The 16634-nt window shown below is 43.8% G+C and carries 13 protein-coding genes; 3 read left to right on the top strand and 10 right to left on the bottom strand.

All coding sequences use genetic code 11. The features are described from left to right. Positions 1 to 7: 7 nt before the first annotated feature. A complete protein-coding gene (locus GLV98_RS20420) occupies positions 8 to 94 on the top strand; it encodes an IS3 family transposase (protein ID WP_423784998.1) in 87 nt (28 codons plus the stop codon). A 197-nt stretch (positions 95 to 291) separates the two neighbouring features. On the opposite strand, the gene odhB is transcribed toward GLV98_RS20420, so the two are convergent. From odhB to GLV98_RS19775, 6 genes are all read right to left on the bottom strand, one after another. Continuing rightward, on the bottom strand, positions 292 to 1611 hold the full coding sequence (odhB, locus tag GLV98_RS19800) for a 2-oxoglutarate dehydrogenase complex dihydrolipoyllysine-residue succinyltransferase (RefSeq protein WP_160917699.1): 1320 nt from the start codon (positions 1609 to 1611) through the stop codon (positions 292 to 294). Further along, on the bottom strand, positions 1598 to 4465 hold the full coding sequence (locus GLV98_RS19795) for a 2-oxoglutarate dehydrogenase E1 component (RefSeq protein WP_160917698.1): 2868 nt from the start codon (positions 4463 to 4465) through the stop codon (positions 1598 to 1600). The genes odhB and GLV98_RS19795 overlap by 14 nt, the downstream gene beginning before the upstream one ends. Positions 4466 to 4671: 206 nt before the next feature. Continuing rightward, positions 4672 to 6771: an RNA degradosome polyphosphate kinase gene (locus tag GLV98_RS19790; RefSeq protein WP_160917697.1), complete on the bottom strand. Its 2100-nt coding sequence runs from the start codon at positions 6769 to 6771 to the stop codon at positions 4672 to 4674. A gap of 154 nt (positions 6772 to 6925) precedes the next feature. After that, complete coding sequence (gene ppx, locus GLV98_RS19785) at positions 6926 to 8461, bottom strand: exopolyphosphatase (protein ID WP_160917696.1); 1536 nt, start codon at positions 8459 to 8461, stop codon at positions 6926 to 6928. 84 nt (positions 8462 to 8545) lie between these two features. Continuing rightward, complete coding sequence (locus GLV98_RS19780) at positions 8546 to 10441, bottom strand: PrkA family serine protein kinase (protein ID WP_160917695.1); 1896 nt, start codon at positions 10439 to 10441, stop codon at positions 8546 to 8548. A gap of 964 nt (positions 10442 to 11405) precedes the next feature. After that, on the bottom strand, positions 11406 to 11585 hold the full coding sequence (locus GLV98_RS19775) for a hypothetical protein (protein WP_160917694.1): 180 nt from the start codon (positions 11583 to 11585) through the stop codon (positions 11406 to 11408). 193 nt (positions 11586 to 11778) lie between these two features. Between GLV98_RS19775 and GLV98_RS19770 the strand changes: the two genes are divergently transcribed. Beyond that, positions 11779 to 12594, top strand: a complete 816-nt coding sequence (locus GLV98_RS19770; RefSeq protein ID WP_272917314.1) for a lipoate--protein ligase family protein — start codon at positions 11779 to 11781, stop codon at positions 12592 to 12594. Positions 12595 to 12613: 19 nt separating this feature from the next. Beyond that, on the top strand, positions 12614 to 13558 hold the full coding sequence (gene lipA / locus GLV98_RS19765; RefSeq protein WP_160917693.1) for a lipoyl synthase: 945 nt from the start codon (positions 12614 to 12616) through the stop codon (positions 13556 to 13558). A gap of 41 nt (positions 13559 to 13599) precedes the next feature. Here the strand turns inward: lipA and GLV98_RS19760 are convergent, their stop codons facing one another. From GLV98_RS19760 to GLV98_RS19745, 4 genes are all read right to left on the bottom strand, one after another. After that, a complete protein-coding gene (locus tag GLV98_RS19760) occupies positions 13600 to 13848 on the bottom strand; it encodes a hypothetical protein (protein ID WP_160917692.1) in 249 nt (82 codons plus the stop codon). Between the two features lie 813 nt (positions 13849 to 14661). After that, on the bottom strand, positions 14662 to 15006 hold the full coding sequence (locus GLV98_RS20415) for a transposase (RefSeq protein ID WP_423785021.1): 345 nt from the start codon (positions 15004 to 15006) through the stop codon (positions 14662 to 14664). Positions 15007 to 15160: 154 nt separating this feature from the next. Continuing rightward, on the bottom strand, positions 15161 to 15637 hold the full coding sequence (trmL, locus tag GLV98_RS19750; protein WP_160917690.1) for a tRNA (uridine(34)/cytosine(34)/5-carboxymethylaminomethyluridine(34)-2'-O)-methyltransferase TrmL: 477 nt from the start codon (positions 15635 to 15637) through the stop codon (positions 15161 to 15163). A 51-nt stretch (positions 15638 to 15688) separates the two neighbouring features. Then, a complete protein-coding gene (locus tag GLV98_RS19745; RefSeq protein ID WP_160917689.1) occupies positions 15689 to 16558 on the bottom strand; it encodes an amidase domain-containing protein in 870 nt (289 codons plus the stop codon). Positions 16559 to 16634: the final 76 nt, after the last annotated feature.

The following is a 16634-nucleotide window of genomic DNA, read 5'->3' as shown; positions in this document are numbered from 1 at the left end:
CGTCTTCATGGATGATTACAACAACGAACGGATCAAGTCAAAACTTCGGATGAGTCCAGTTCAATACCGTGAAAAATTTGAGAAAGCAGCTTAATTACATAGTGTCCAAAAATAGGGGGTCAGTTCATAGCCTGAGGAGGCTCACCGCCCGCCCCATGGAAAGCGAACGGTTTCCCGGAGCCCCTAAAATTCCAACGAACATCTCGAAACTGAGTCTTCAAGAATAGGGTGCGTTTGTGGATTGAGGAATAAAAAATCCCCTTCCACGGAAGTTGTGGAAGGGGATTGATTTTAGCCTTCGAGCAGAAGGTCGAATGGATCTTCAATCATTTCTTTGATCCTGCGCAGGAACTGTACCGCATCTTTTCCGTCTACGATTCTGTGGTCGTAGGAAAGAGCAATGTACATCATCGGACGAGCTTCAATTGTGTCATCCGGCATGACTTTCGCTCGTTTTTCAATGTTGTGCAAGCCAAGGATACCTACTTGAGGTGCATTCAAAATCGGTGTAGAAAGCATAGATCCAAAGATTCCACCGTTCGTGATTGTAAATGATCCACCTTGCAAGTCCTCGAGACCCAGCTCTTTGTTACGTGCTTTAGTCGCAAGATCAGCAATTCCTTTTTCAATACCAGCAAAGTCCAGACGGTCTGCATCACGGACAACAGGAACGACGAGACCTTCGTCTGTAGAGACTGCCATTCCGATATCGTAGAACTGTTTCTTAATGATTTCGTTTCCTTGTATCTCTGCATTCAGTAACGGGAATTCCTTCAATGCTCCAACCGCTGCTTTTGTGAAGAAGGACATGAAACCTAATTTAATGTCATGCTTCTTCAGGAAGGATTCTTTACGTTCACTTCTAAGCTTCATAACATTGGTCATGTCTACTTCGTTAAAGGTTGTGAGCATCGCAGATTCCTGCTGGGCTTCAACGAGTCTCTTAGCAATCGTCTGGCGTCTACGGGACATTTTCACCCGTTCGACTGGCTTATCGAATTCTGTTTTCTTCGTTTCTTCTTTTTTCTTCTCCTGCTTCTTAGGTTTATCTTCAGAAGAAGGCTTGGAAGAACCTTTAGATTCTTGCTTGCTTTCTCCTTTGGCAGCAGCATCGACATCTTCCGGACGGATGCGGCCAAGGGGATCGCGGGCAGAAATCTCGCTCAAGTCAATTCCAAGTTCACGCGCACGTTTGCGGGCAGCTGGAGTAGCAATCACGTCTTTAGAATCCTTGCTGGAAGACTCTTTCTTTTCTTCAGAAGACTGTTTTTCTTCTTTCTGAGATTCTTCTTCTTTGTTGGATTCCTCTTCTTTTTCTTTTGGTTCAGATTCTTCCTCATCAGAAGAAGTATCTTCATCTGAACCTTCCGCTTCGCCGTTTTCATCGACTTTAGCTATTACATCGCCGACTTCTACGTCGTCTCCTGCTTCTCTCAACAACTCAGCAATAACTCCACTGGCATCTGCATTCACTTCAACGTTTACTTTATCTGTCTCAAGCTCGAGAATCGGGTCGCCTTTTTCCACTTGATCCCCTTTTTTGACGAGCCATTCTGATATTGTACCTTCTGTTATGGATTCAGCTAATTCAGGAACCTTAATTTCCTTCATTTGTTTCTCCTCCTTTAGACATCTGTAGCGCTTCATGAATGATTCGATTCTGCTCCGTTTTATGGATGTTCGGCTCTCCGACGGAAGGTGATGCACGGTGCGGACGACCGACAAAGCGGTGAATCTGCCCCTCTTTCAACAGTTTGTGCAAAATCCCTTCGACGAAGTACCAGCTACCCATGTTCTGTGGTTCTTCTTGGACCCATACTAATTCTTCTAAATTCGGATAAGTCTCTAACATCTCAGCTAATCGTTGTTCAGGGAATGGATAGATTTGTTCGATTCTTACAGCATCGATCGTCTCAAAGGTCTGATCGGTACCATCAACCGTATCCTCAATATCGACCATGATCTTCCCACTTCCGAGAAGGAGAGTTTTCACTTTTTCTTTATCTTTGTTTTCAGATAAAATTGGTTGCTTCATAATCGGTTGGAATCGCCCTTTGCTGAATTGTTCACCTGAAACAGCTACTCGTTGATTTCTCAAAAGACTCTTCGGTGTCATCAAAACAAGAGGACGTGCTTCTTCCTGATTACTAATGGCTGCTTGTCTTCTTAACAAGTGGAAATATTGAGCTGAAGACGTGACATTGGCTACCGTCCAGTTGTTTTCAGCCGCCAACTGTAAGAAACGCTCCAGGCGTGCACTGGAGTGCTCCGGCCCTTGGCCTTCATATCCATGAGGAAGCAAAAAGACCATATTGGATTTTTCTCCCCATTTGGCACGGCCAGCAGATACGAACTGGTCAAAGATGACTTGTCCAGCATTAGCGAAGTCACCGAATTGAGCTTCCCAAAGCACGAGGGATTCGGGAGCTTGGACACTATATCCATACTCAAACCCAATAACCCCAGCTTCAGACAATGGGCTGTTATGAATGTCGAAGGACGCATTCGCCTGCTCTAAACCATGCATTGGACAGTACGTTTCCCCTGTTTCCACATCGTGAAGAACAAGGTGACGGTGGGCGAATGTTCCGCGCTCCGTATCTTGTCCTGTAATTCGGATCGGACGTCCATCCTCAAGAATCGAAGCAAATGCCAAGGCTTCTGCTGTCGCCCAATCAACTTTTTGTCCATCATCAAGCATTTTACTGCGTCTTTGAAGAATTTTCTCGAGCTTTTTAAAGCCATTAAATCCTTCAGGACGCTTCAGCATACCTTCATTTAAACCTTTTAGACGATCAATATCGATGGCTGTATCGATTTCGTCGAGATTTCGTTCAACTCCACTCGGACGCTCTTTGACGTCAGGAGAAGACGTTTCATGCTCCTTCATATTGTTATAGATGTCGCGGAGTTTTTGTTCCACTTCCTTTTTCATGTCTTCAAGAGCACCGTCACCTACGACTGATGCTTCCTGGAGCTGTTTTTCAAATACAGCTGCAGCCGTCGGATGTTCATCAATTTCCTTATAGAGTCTCGGTTGTGTAGAGCGTGGTTCATCCATTTCATTGTGACCGAAACGACGATATCCGACGAGATCGATCAAGAAATCTTTATGGAATTTCTGACGGTACTCATACGCAAGGGCCATCGCTGATAAACAAGCCAGCGGATCATCAGCATTTACATGAACAACAGGAATTTCGAATCCTTTGGCAAGGTCACTCGCATAACGTGTCGAGCGCCCGTCTTTCCTATTCGTCGTGAAACCGACAAGGTTGTTAGCAATAATGTGGACCGTTCCACCCGTGCGATAGCCAGGGAGGTCACTCATGTTCAAGGTTTCTGCTACAACACCTTCTCCGATGAAAGCAGCGTCACCATGAATCAAAAGGCCGAATGCCTCGTCCTCATCCATTTTTGCATAACCCGGCTCTGAGCGGTCATCCTGAGCTGCACGTGTGAATCCTTCAACTACTGGATTGACGTATTCTAAATGTGAAGGGTTATGGCTTAGAGTCACACGCGTAGCGGACTGTTCTCCATTCTCAATTTCTCTTCTCGCACCAAAGTGATATTTAACATCACCTGTCCAACCGTAGTTGATTCCCATGGAACCTTCAGATGGCATCAGCTCCTTATCTGGGGAAAGGTGGAATTCAGAAAAAATGCGATCATAAGGCTTGCCAAGGATATGAGCAAGTACATTCAAACGCCCACGGTGGGCCATGCCCATCATGATATGTTTGATTTTGTCTCCGGAAGCCGATTGGATAATATGATCAAGCATCGGCACCATCATGTCCAAGCCTTCAATAGAAAATCGTTTCTGTGCAACGAATGTCTTTGCCAGGAAGTTTTCAAAGCCTTCGACTTCAGCCAGACGGTATAGCAATTGCTTCTTCTCTTCATCTGTGAGTGACACAGTATAAGAACCAGTGTCGACTTTATCTTGGAGCCATTTTCTTTCATCTTCGTTATTTACATGACCGAATTCAAAAGAAATGGTCCCTGCATATCGTTCTTTTAATGTTTTGACTACTTGAAGTGCATTATCCAGTTTCATGGGGGCATCAGGCCACACCCAATCAGCCGGGATTTCTTTTAAATCCTTTTCTTGTAGTCCATATGTTTCCAATTCAAGCAAATTTGTTTTAGGTCGCTCATCACTGCCTACCGCATAGATATTTGCCTGCAGGTGACCATGACGACGAATAGCCTCAACAAGTTTCAAAGCTGAGGTAATTTTAGCTATGTCCCTCTCAGAAGGTGAAGCAGATCCAGTGGTTTCAGCAACCGCATCGCTTCCCATCCATTCAGGAGCCCCGTGCTCATCAAAAATTTCCTTCAAAGAAGGATCGACAGCACTAGGATCGTTTTCATATTGTTCGAATTGTTCTTCGATGTACCCCATGTTGGGGCCATGGAAATTTTCCCAAAAGTTTTGAGTGGAGCCTTGTTTAGACACGTAGAATACCCCCAAGTAGTTGTTGGCTAATGTTTCCTCGAAAACGTTTCCAAGTCCATGTACTATTATAGAGTTGAAACGCTCCCGTATTCAACAAATTTCGCTTATTTTTTTAATGAATGATCAAATCCATTCCATTATAACAAGAAAGACGCACCGATGGGTACGCCTTTTTCACTTTTTGCCTCTAAAGTGATATGTCGTTGTTATTCTTCGTCCTCTAAGACCCGGTAAGCCATATCATAAAGTTTCATTTGGCTGTTGATAGGTTGCGCATTTTCAGGACGTTTGACATGTTCATAGGCTCCGTCATTCTTTTGTTCCCTCGCTTTGACATTATCATTCAGCATGACAGATAGTATCTTTTGCAATCGATTTTTAATCTCTGGTTCATGGATGGGGAACAAAAGCTCGACACGCTTGACCATGTTTCTTGTCATCATGTCAGCAGAGGATAAAAAGACACGGTCATCTCCATTATGGTGGAAATAATAAATCCGGCTGTGCTCCAGGAAACGACCGACAATACTAATGACACGAATGTTATCACTGAAACCCTTGATTCCAGGGCGAAGGCAGCAGATCCCACGCACGATCAAATCAATTTGCACGCCTGCTTGAGAGGCTTCGTAAAGCTTCATAATTATATTTTTATCTGTTAGGGAATTCATCTTTGCTATGATGCGGCCGTTGCCATGTTGCTTTTGAAAACGGATTTCATTATTAATATAACGAATAAAGTCATTTCGTATATCAAACGGGGCCATCGACAGGTGATGAAATTGAGGTTTCTCGGTAAACCCGCTTAGATAATTGAAAAAGTCTGTGGCATCAATCCCGAACTTCCGCTTCGCTGTGATGATTCCCATATCTGTATAAAGCGATGCTGTCTGGTCATTGTAGTTCCCTGTCCCCAGGTGAACGAAACGTTCAATTTTCTCATTCTTCTTTCGGACAACCAACGTGATTTTGCTGTGGGTTTTCAAATAGGTCATTCCATAAATGACATGACAACCCGCTTTTTCCAGTTCTTTTGCCCATTGTACGTTGTTTTCTTCATCAAAACGTGCTTTCAGTTCGACAAGTACGGTTACTTGCTTCCCTTTTTCCGCCGCACGCTTGAGAGCCTCAATGATCGGTGAATCTCCAGAAACCCGGTATAAGGTCTGTTTAATAGCCAGAACATGAGGATCATCTGCTGCATCTGCTACGAAGTCGACAACAGGTTCAAACGATTCATAAGGGTGATGGAGAAAAGCATCGCGTTCCATTACTTGTTCGAAGATATTTTCATCACTACTAAGATCTCGAGGGGGTTGAGGCATTAATGTTTCGTAATAGAGATGATCCTTCACATCTTCGAAGGTTTTATGGAATTTGAATAAGAAGGTTAAATCCAGCGGTCCGTCTGTGATATATAAGTCATCTTGGTGGATTTCTAGGACTTTTAATAAAAAGCGGACCAATTTATCGTCATACTTACCATCCCTGACTTCCAGCCGGACAGCCGCTCCCCACTTCCGTTTCTTCAGTTCTTTTTCAATCTCTTTTAGTAAATCCCGGGCCCCTTCTTCATGAATCGTCATATCGGCATTTCTTGTGATTCTGAACTCTGTGATCGATTCAACTTCATACCCTTTGAACAACTTGCTCATGAAATGACCGATGATTTCTTCCAATAGGACATATTGATATTTCTCTTCATGATTCACAGTTACGAAACGATTCAGTACAGACGGAACTTGGACAATCGCCGTTTTGGTTGCTCCTTCTCGATCCAGTTCGTCTCGAATGACGACTGCAAGATTGATGGACTTATTCAAGAGCATTGGGAAAGGACGATAGGCATCCACCGCCATCGGGGTCAACACTGGAAAGATTTCTTCATCGAAATAGGTTTCAAAACGTTGGATCTCTTCTTTTGTCAAATCATCAATGGACAAAATCGAGATTCCTTCGCTTTCCAATTCCGGTTTCATCGACTGATAGGCCGCGTATTGTTTTTCCACATTTTTGTGGTTAATCTCAGCGATTTTCCTCAGCTGTTGCTTTGGAGTCAAACCGGCTTTGTTTTCCGGTTTATTGAAACCAGCTTTGACTTGGTCCTTCAACCCTGCCACCCGCACCATAAAAAACTCATCAAGGTTGGAAGACACGATAGCTAAAAACTTCAACCGTTCGAGCAAAGGGTTGTCCATATCAAGAGACTCATCTAATACCCGCTCATTAAATCCAAGCCAGCTGAGCTCTCGATTGTTATAAAAAAGTGGATTGTCCAATTCTTTCGTCTTTTGTTCTGTTGACATTACGCACACCCTTTACACATGTATTCACATTCAGGTTAGTACATCAATATATTCCACATTTAAATGCAGAGTTAACTTTTTGTAAAAATTTGATTAAAAATGTCGAACGATGCAAAACGAAAATAAAATGACAAAAAAAGCAGCCCGGAACGGACTACTTTTTATTTTCCACAAAGGAGAGCTCGATAGTCTTCTTTAAGGATTTTTCTAGATGTTTTTTCTGCTTTTCTGTTTGATATTCTTCAGGCATGTAGGCCCCGTTACAATAGAGGGTAACACGAAGGTCGTCCCCATCATTGGATAGTTCCAGCTTTTCCACCGTCTGCCTACGAGTACTGTCAAGACTGTAACAAAATTTCAACATCGACCCGAGAAGGCGGATTTTTTTCCGTTCATCCTTCAAGAACCACTCTTTGTATGGATCTAGGAATTGCTTGAAGACCGTTTTGTTTTTGAAAGAGGCCATTAAAGCCATCCGTAACCTTTCCATATGCATCAGTCCGTCAATCGTCCGGTTAGCGAGGAGGTAAAAAGTGTGCTGAGAGGATGATTCATTGTCAATATATTCACCAAGGTTGAACACATAACTCGCCCTTTTCACTTCCTGCCAGTCTTTTTTCCTCAAAGCGCCGATTCCACGGTCATGGAGCTGATGGAACAAATCATGAGCCAGGTGCTGTACATGTTGGATGTGTTTCACATTCAACTCATAATCACTGATCAGTTCCTGAATGCTCTCCTCTAACACATTCGGAAAGAGGGCTGTCCCCATTTCACTCGTCAGCTGCTCGAAAAAAATACCGTCGCGCAACCCTTTTCTGCTTAAGATGAAACCTGAAGCATGGACCGTATCATACAAAGAATGAAACACTTCTGTTGCAGGAAGGATGATGTCCGCACGGTCCTTCGATAACCCCTCAACCTTCTGCAACTTCTTCATATTCAAGGTGAAAAGATAGTTCTTGATAAAAGCGAGGTCACTGTCCTTCATTTTATATTGATGTAGGCCTGCAAGAGGATATTCTTTCAAGTTCTGATCAATTTGAACGAGGTTACGCGCGCCTCCCCCAATTCCAATCAACGGAACGTTCTTTTTCTTAAGCCATGGGAGCGATTGGAATTGTTCAATCAAATAATGCCGAAGGTCGGACATTTCTTCCTCTGTAGGAAGATCCTTTTTGAAGAAATCTTGTTTAAGCGTCAGCGCTCCAAATGGGAAGCTATGGGATTCGATCAATTCCCTCTCCTTGAAATATGTAACTTCAGTGCTTCCTCCACCGATGTCGACAGTAATTCCTTCTGTTACAGGCGTCGAATTCACCACAGCCAGATAACCATAATAAGCTTCTTCTTGATCAGAAAGTATGCGCATATCAAAGCCTGTATGTTCTGATACCTGGTGAATGATTTCGGCTTGATTCTGCGCTTGTCTGATGGTAGCGGTCGCTACACAAACGATCTCTTCTAAAGGATAAGACTCTGCCACTTGCTTGAAGCTTTTTAACGTGGTCAAAAGGATTTGGATCCCTTCTGTTGATAAGAGGCCGTCGTCCATGAGGTGATTCCTCAATCTGGCAACAGCTTTCACGTTCTCAACTTCCCGAAGACGTCCACCTTTTTCCCTCAAATAAATGACTAGACGCATTGTGTTCGATCCGACATCAATAATTGCATAATAACTTTTGGCCATCGTCTCACCACACTTCATTTTTTGCCATTATACCACAAGAAACCGCCCTCTTAATAGAATAAGAGAGCGGTTGGGAGTTTGTAATTATCTATTCAGTAAGCTACCCACATACTTCAATAATTCATTAGCAGAGCTTGAGTTATAGCCGTGCTCATCGATAAGAGTAGCGACAACTTCATTGATTTTCTTAAGTTGCTGCTCATCCGGTGTCTTCGTAGAGGTCGTGATTTTCACAACATCTTTCAGGTCTGCGAACAACTTCTTCTGAATCGCTTCGCGTAACCGCTCATGAGACTGATAATCGAACTTCTTGCCTTTTCGAGCATAGGCAGAAATACGGATTAAAATCTCTTCACGGAACGCCTTCTTCGCATTTTCTGACACGCCGATCTGTTCTTCAATGGAACGCATGAGGCGCTCATCTGGATTCAACTCTTCTCCTGTCAATGGATCTCTAAGCTTGGCTTTATTACAGTAGGCCTCTACATTATCCAAATAGTTATCCATCAATGTGACAGCAGACTCTTCATAGGAGTAAACAAAAGCCTTCTGTACTTCTTTCTTCGCAATTTCGTCGTACTCTTTTCTAGCAAGTGAAATGAAGTCAAGATAACGTTCTTTATCTTCGCTGGAAATGGAAGCGTGACTTCCGAGACCATCTTTTAGCGAGCGCAGAACATCCAGTGCATTGATCGACGTCAGCTCTTTCTTAATGATGGTAGAGGAAATGCGGTTAATGACATAACGAGGGTCAATGCCACTCATTCCTTCATCCGCGTGTTCTTTTTTCAATTCCTCCACATCTACATCGCTGAACCCTTCTAAAATCTCACCGTCATACAGACGCATTTTTTTCAATACATCAACCGACGCTTTCTTAGACTCTTTGAGGCGAGTCAAAATCGTAAACATCGCAGCGACCCTCAGCGTATGCGGAGCAATGTGAACATCCCTGATGTCACTCTCACGGATCATTTTTTCGTAGATCCGTTCTTCCTGACTGACCTTCAAGTTGTAAGGAACAGGCATGACAATCATCCGGGAATGCAAGGCCTCATTTTTCTTGTTGGCAATAAAAGAACGATATTCCGCTTCGTTCGTATGGGCGATGATCAGCTCATCGGCAGAGATGAGGGCAAAACGTCCAGCCTTGAAGTTTCCTTCCTGAGTTAAACTGAGCAAGTGCCATAAAAACTTCTCATCACACTTCAGCATTTCCTGGAACTCCATGATGCCTCGGTTCGCTTTGTTCAATTCACCATCAAAACGATAGGCCCTAGGATCTGATTCCGAACCATATTGGGCAATCGTAGAAAAGTCAATCGAACCCGTCAAGTCTGCAATATCCTGGGACTTCGGATCAGAAGGGCTGAAGGTTCCAATGCCTGTACGCTTATCCTCTGAGAAAAAGATACGTTCAACTAAAACGTCTTCAATCCTTCCCCCATATTCTGTTTCCACTCTCATCGTGTTTAAAGGAGAAAGACTGCCCTCAATACGGATCCCATACTCTTCCTGGAAATCTTTGCGCAGGTGGTTCGGTACAAGATGTAAAGGGTCCTCATGCATCGGACAACCCTTGATAGCAAAGACAGCCCCTTCATCGGTATGCGTGTACTGCTCCATCCCTCGTTTCAGTAAGTTAACGAGCGTTGACTTACCACCACTGACAGGACCCATCAGTAAAAGAATACGTTTTCTAACATCCAGCCTTCTTGCTGCCGGGTGGAAATATTCTTCAACAAGCTTCTCCATGGCCTCATCCAAACCATAGATGTCCTCATCGAAAAACTTGTAACGCTTATGATCGTGCTCTTCTGCTACTCCCGCACTTTTAATCATATTGTAAACGCGGGAATGGGCGGATTGAGCTAAATACGGACGCTCTTTCAGTAATTCCAAATATTCTGAGAATGTACCTTCCCATTTCAGTTCCTCTTCTTGTTCCCGGTGGTCTTGTATTTTCTTTAAAATGTCCACTTCGCGACCTCCCCCGTCGTAAGAGACGAATTTTAATACATCCTATGCCTGGCTACTGTAAAACATGTGTAAATGAAAACGAAATGCGGAGACGCCTTGGGAGATGCGACAAGCATAAGACAAGGTTCGGAGTGAAGCGTTCTTCTTCACGTAGAACATTGACTTATGTCTCGAGCATCTAGGCGTCGGAGCTGGACACTGTGACACGAAATGCGGAGGCATCCTGATAGACGCGACAAGCATAAGACAAACGGTGCAGTGGTGCGTTCTTTCACCACGGAAGCGGTTGACTTATGTCTCGAGCGTCTGGATGCCGGAGCTGGACACTACACGAGAAATGTGGAGGCGGCCTGCTTAGACACGACAAGCATAAGACAAACGGCGCAGTGGTGTGTTCTTCCACCACGGAGGCGGTTGACTTATGTCTCGAGTGTCTGGCCGCTACAACTGGACCATGAATTCGAAATGCGGAGGCATCCTGATAGACACGACAAGCATAAGGCAAACGGCGCAGTGGTGTGTTCTTCCACCACGGAGGCGGTTGTCTTATGTCTCGAGTGTCTGGCCGCTGCAACTGGATCATGAAAACGAAATGCGGAGACGCCTTGGGAGATGCGACAAGCATAAGACAAGGTTCGGAGTGAAGCGTTCTTCTTCACGTAGAACATTGACTTATGTCTCGAGCATCTAGGCGTCGGAGCTGGACACTGTGACACGAAATGCGGAGGCATCCTGGTAGACGCGACAAGCATAAGACAAACGGTGCAGTGGTGCGTTCTTTCACCACAGAAGCGGTTGACTTATGTCTCGAGTGTCTGGGCGCCGGAGCTGGATACGAACGAAGAAACAGAAACTCGGAACCACAATCATTAATAGACAACTGAAAAGTGAGGGAAAAGCCCTCTTATCCACCCTATGCCTCCCTCGCTCATTCATGACAGAAAAAAGAGGACCAACATGAAAGTCAGTCCTCTTCGTAATCCTTTTCTTGAATATACCTGCGCCTTTTGGACAACCCCATCACCAAAAAAGCAATAAATAGAAACAAGTTAAGCCACCTAAAATCATCATAAAATATAGCTAATAATGCCCAAATGGCCGCACTGATTAAGAAAAGGATGCTGGAAACTAAAGTTTGGCTCACGGTCATCCCTCCTTCCTTTATTATAAAGCAACAAAATTGAAATGTATGTCCATTTTTTTGCAATGAGCAAGTAGTCCTAAAAAGCGAATGAACCCCCTGTTAGTAAATTTTGACACGATGATATCCCCTTGTTAGAATTGTTACGAATATTTTAATAGGATAAAGTGCTACAAAATAGAAAGAAGGACTGCATATGGAAACATGGTACTTTGTCGATTCAGGTCATTGCACTCCTGCTATGAACATGGCATTGGATGAAACCTTGATGAATTGGCACCGCAATGGAGACATTCCTCCGGTACTCCGTTTTTATGGATGGGAGCCTGCTGGATTATCTGTAGGATATTTTCAAAAAGTCAAAGGGAAAATTGATTTGGAAGGCGTCCAAAAGCATGGTTATGAACTTGTTCGCCGTCAAACGGGAGGACGAGCTGTCCTACATGACAATGAACTCACATATAGTGTAATTGTGTCAGAAGATCATCCCGATATGCCGGACTCTGTGAAAGAAGCCTATCTTGTTCTATCCAAAGGTTTGCTTGAAGGATTCACAAACCTTGGCATACAAGCAGAATTCGCTGTTCCTGAAGGAAAATTAGATGTCGCAGGATCCGCCGTATGTTTTGAGGAACCTTCATGGTATGAATTGATTGTCGAAGGTAAAAAAGCAGCTGGAAGTGCCCAGACAAGAAAGAAAGGGATCATCCTTCAACACGGATCCATCCCCATTGATGTCGATGATGTTAAACTATTCGATATGTTTATCTATAAAAATGAACGGATTAAAGAACGTGCAAGAAAAGCCTTCGGTGACAAAGCCGTAGCGATCAACCAAATCGTTGATCAGCCTGTAACTTTCAAAGATACTAAAAAAGCTTTTAAAAATGGGTTTGAAAAAGGACTCAGAATCAACCTAGAACCTTTTGAGCTTACAGAAGCCCAGTGGAAAGAAGTCAGAAAGATTGCAGAAGAACGTTATGAGACAGACGAGTGGAACTATGCTCGTTAATGAATAAGGAGTGAACAAAATGGCCAAAAACCAAGACTACATAAGAAAACCAGAATGGCTGAAAATTAAAATCAATACCAATAAGTCCTACACTGGCTTAAAAAAGCTGATGCGTGATAAAAAACTCAACACCGTATGTGAAGAAGCTCGCTGCCCGAACATTCACGAATGCTGGAGTGAGCGGAAAACAGCAACGTTCATGATCCTTGGAGATACATGTACGCGTGGGTGCCGTTTCTGCGCGGTCAAAACAGGTCTCCCCAACGAGCTGGACTGGGACGAGCCAGAACGTGTCGCTGATTCTGTAGAAATCATGGGACTTAAACACGTGGTCGTTACCGCTGTAGCACGTGACGATCTAAATGATGGCGGTGCAGCCGTTTTTGCTGAAACAGTAAAAGCTATCCGTCGCCGTGTACCAGGATGTACCGTTGAAATCCTCCCTTCTGATATGAAAGGGGATTACGAAAGTCTTCACACGTTAATGGCCGGAGAGCCGGATATTTTCAACCATAACATCGAAACCGTCCGCCGCCTGACGAAAAAAGTGCGTGCCCGTGCGATGTATGATCGTTCTCTAGAATTGTTGAAGCGTGTAAAAGAAATTCGTCCGAATACACCAACCAAATCAAGCATCATGGTGGGCCTAGGTGAAACGAAAGAAGAAATCGTCGAAGCCATGGATGACCTACTCGCACACAATGTTGATATCATGACAATCGGTCAATATCTACAGCCGACGAAAAAGCACTTGAACGTTGAGCGTTACTACCATCCGGATGAATTTGAAGAGCTTAAGAAAATTGCTCTTGAAAAAGGATTCAGCCACTGCGAAGCAGGTCCAATGGTCCGTTCTTCTTATCACGCTGATGAGCAGGTCAATGCAACATCTGCCCAGCGCCGGATCAAGTACATGCAAGGATACGAATCCCAAGGGAAAGAACTAGATACAACAAACTTCTAAAAAATGGCCCCTCATGAAATCATTCATGAGGGGCGTTTATTTTACCATGGACCTCCGTAATAAGGAGGTCGGTTATATCCATATCCTGGTCCACCGTACCCTGGTCCTCCACCGTAGTAAGGTGGTGGCGGAGGTCCAAATCCTCCATAAAAACCTGGCGCAAGAGCTCCACCCAGGAACCCACCGAGCAGTCCACCAGCAAAAGGCCCTAAGAAGAAGAAACGTTCATCCTCGTTGCGGAAATCATCTTCGACTTGGAACGGATCATAATAATATTGGTAATGGTTCATTCATGCTCCTCCAATCCATCCTTGGTTATTCACCTACCCTTCACTCTATGTAAACGCCCGCCCTGACGTATAGGCATGTGTCATCAAGCAAAGGATAATTTTAACTGGACAAACAATTCACATCCACCCATAATTAGGGTATAATAAACTTAATCATGCTTGTCTGGCTACATAAAGGAGGACCACTCATGAATCTTACATTAATTATTCTTGTCTGTGTCGCATTTCTTACTGCTATTTTTAGTGCCGGATATGATACAAAACCAGGTACGCCAAAAAAATAAGCAGCAAAAACGCATCCAGTATGGGTGCGTTTTTTGTGTTGTTTTTGATGCTACGTTTTTTGGTATCACCTTTTTGGTCCCTCACTTTTTGGTCCCTCACTTTTTGGTGCCTGGCACCATTTCCTTCACTCGGGTGCCAGGCACCAAAATGACTCCCCGAAGTGCCAGCCTTTATGTTCACCTCTTCACATAAAATAAGAAGACCCTCACCTCTTTATTAAGTAGCAGGGTCCTCTACATTTTGAATTTTCATAAATTCTTCGTAAGATACCAGCAAATAACCTCGCAACATTTCCGTATCTACTAGTGGATCTGAGGCTTTATTCATATATGCAGGGTGTGATGTCCACAACCGATTAGATAACAGGCGTTTTAAATTCGCTCTTTCAGGGTTCTTGTGTACATACTTACAAGCCGTCAAAAAATACTCATGATTAAGGATAATTTCATCATGATACCTTCCTTGAAATAAATGACCGGTGTACTCATATTTGGAATTAAAATACTTGGAATATTTAGTGTGGAGTTGCTAAAGGATAGCACTCGGTGGGGAATGATTGATCTCAATAATTAAATGGACATGATTACTCATTAAACAGTAAGCATGTAATTTAAATCTATGAACTTCTTTTACTTCTTTCAAATAACCTAAATAGGATACTCGGTCTGTATCATTTAAAAAGATGTTTTGCCTTCGGTTTCCCCTAGCAGTAATATGAAAGATTGCACCTGGGAACCAAAAGCGTTTCTTTCTGGCCAATAAGACTACTCCCTCATGAAATTTTATATAAAATACAATTCGACATATTCCTATCAAATCCTCTTTTTCCCTCAATCTTACATGGGGGTTTCCGCGTTGATATAGGTGTACCATTTGGATGTCTGGTACCCTCCTAACACTGCTCTCCGGTGACTGCCCCCCCCAACAACGCTCTCCAGTGCCTGGCACGAAAAAGTGACCAACAACACTGGACCCAAAAACCAGAAGGCATACAAAAAAAGACGACCGCTTCCGGCCGCCTTTCGCTTCATTTGATTAAATTCGGATGCCCTTGTTGTCTGAGAGCCTCAAAAAGAATGATGGAGGCTGTATTTGACAAGTTCAGTGATCTCACTTGATCGGTCATCGGTATTCTCAAACAACGGTCCTCCAACCCTTCTAACAAGTCCTTAGGAATCCCGTCACTTTCACGCCCGAAAACGAATAAGAGATCCTGTTCCGTATCGCTAAAATCAAAGTCCACATAAGACTTCGTTCCGAAATTCTCAATATAGTAAAATTCACCTTCCGGAAAAGCCTCATAAAGTTCTTGAATCGAGTCGTAATAATTCACATCAACTTTATGCCAGTAGTCCAACCCTGCACGGCGCACCATCTTATCATCGGTCGAAAAACCGAGAGGGCGAATCAGATGAAGGACAGAATTGGTAGCAAGACATGTACGGGCGATATTTCCGGTGTTTGCTGGGATTTCCGGTTGAAAGAGTACAATATGGTTAGGCATGCGTTTCACCTCAGTCTAATCTTAGTCAACTAGACTATTATACCATACTCATCAGTCATCGATTTTATAAAATTTGTACTGAATATCAGGGGTGTAAGCGGTGGAGTCTTCATACGCCCAGTAGCGGTGCCGGCTGTTGGATGTGTGAGCATTTACAAGTGGCATGCCATTGGCATCTTTTTTGACGACAAAGGTGTTGTGATCAAATCTTCCATCTCCCTGAAAATCATAGCAAATGATATCACCGGGTGAAAGTTGATCGGCAGAGGAAACTTCTGTTGCTGTCAGACCTTTCCTTGCTCCTCCTAAATACCACCGGAGCGCATGTGCGACCGTCCAACTGTAGCTCCAGGTCCCGCTTCCATACCACCAGCCTCTCGTACGGTTAGGTGCTCCCCAGGTGGTCGCTCCACCTGCTCGTATACACTGGGACACATAATTCGTACAATCCACATCAAAACTTCTATAAGCTGGATTATAACTGTCCCACCAACGGTCAGCATAGCGAACAGCTTCTCTGCGGTTATACGTGAATCGTGAAAGCTCTCGATCTTGATCCATCGTAAAATCCAGAGGCAAAGGCTTGGAGATCTGGTTTCCTTCAAACATCTCTGTTCTCACTTTGTGGTCCAATAACTCTTCCCCTATGAACCGTGCATCGCCATGATAATGCCCTTCTTCTAAAAAATCTTTGCGCCCTGATTTAATAAGCAGGGATAAAGTCAAAAGATACTGGATGTGGGTTTGATTATCATACGCGACGCGATGATAAGGATGTATGTTAAAAGTCAGGCGCTGAAGGCGTTGTCCGCGTTCTTCAATGCCGTCTACTTTTTTTCTTAACCAATGATGGTCTTCCTGCTCGAACAAGCGATCCATGATTCTTTCCCAGTAGACTTGCAGTTGGTATGTATGGCTCATGCCTCTCCCCTCCTCTTACATCTTATGAAAAGCAAAGAAGGACATGAACATCAAAAAAGCAGCCTCCATTTAATGG

The organism is Halobacillus litoralis (assembly GCF_009856415.1).
Lineage (GTDB): Bacteria > Bacillota > Bacilli > Bacillales > Halobacillaceae > Halobacillus > Halobacillus litoralis_C.
The sequence above is the reverse complement of the archived record's forward strand: the minus strand, read 5'-3'. Positions and strand labels throughout refer to the sequence as shown.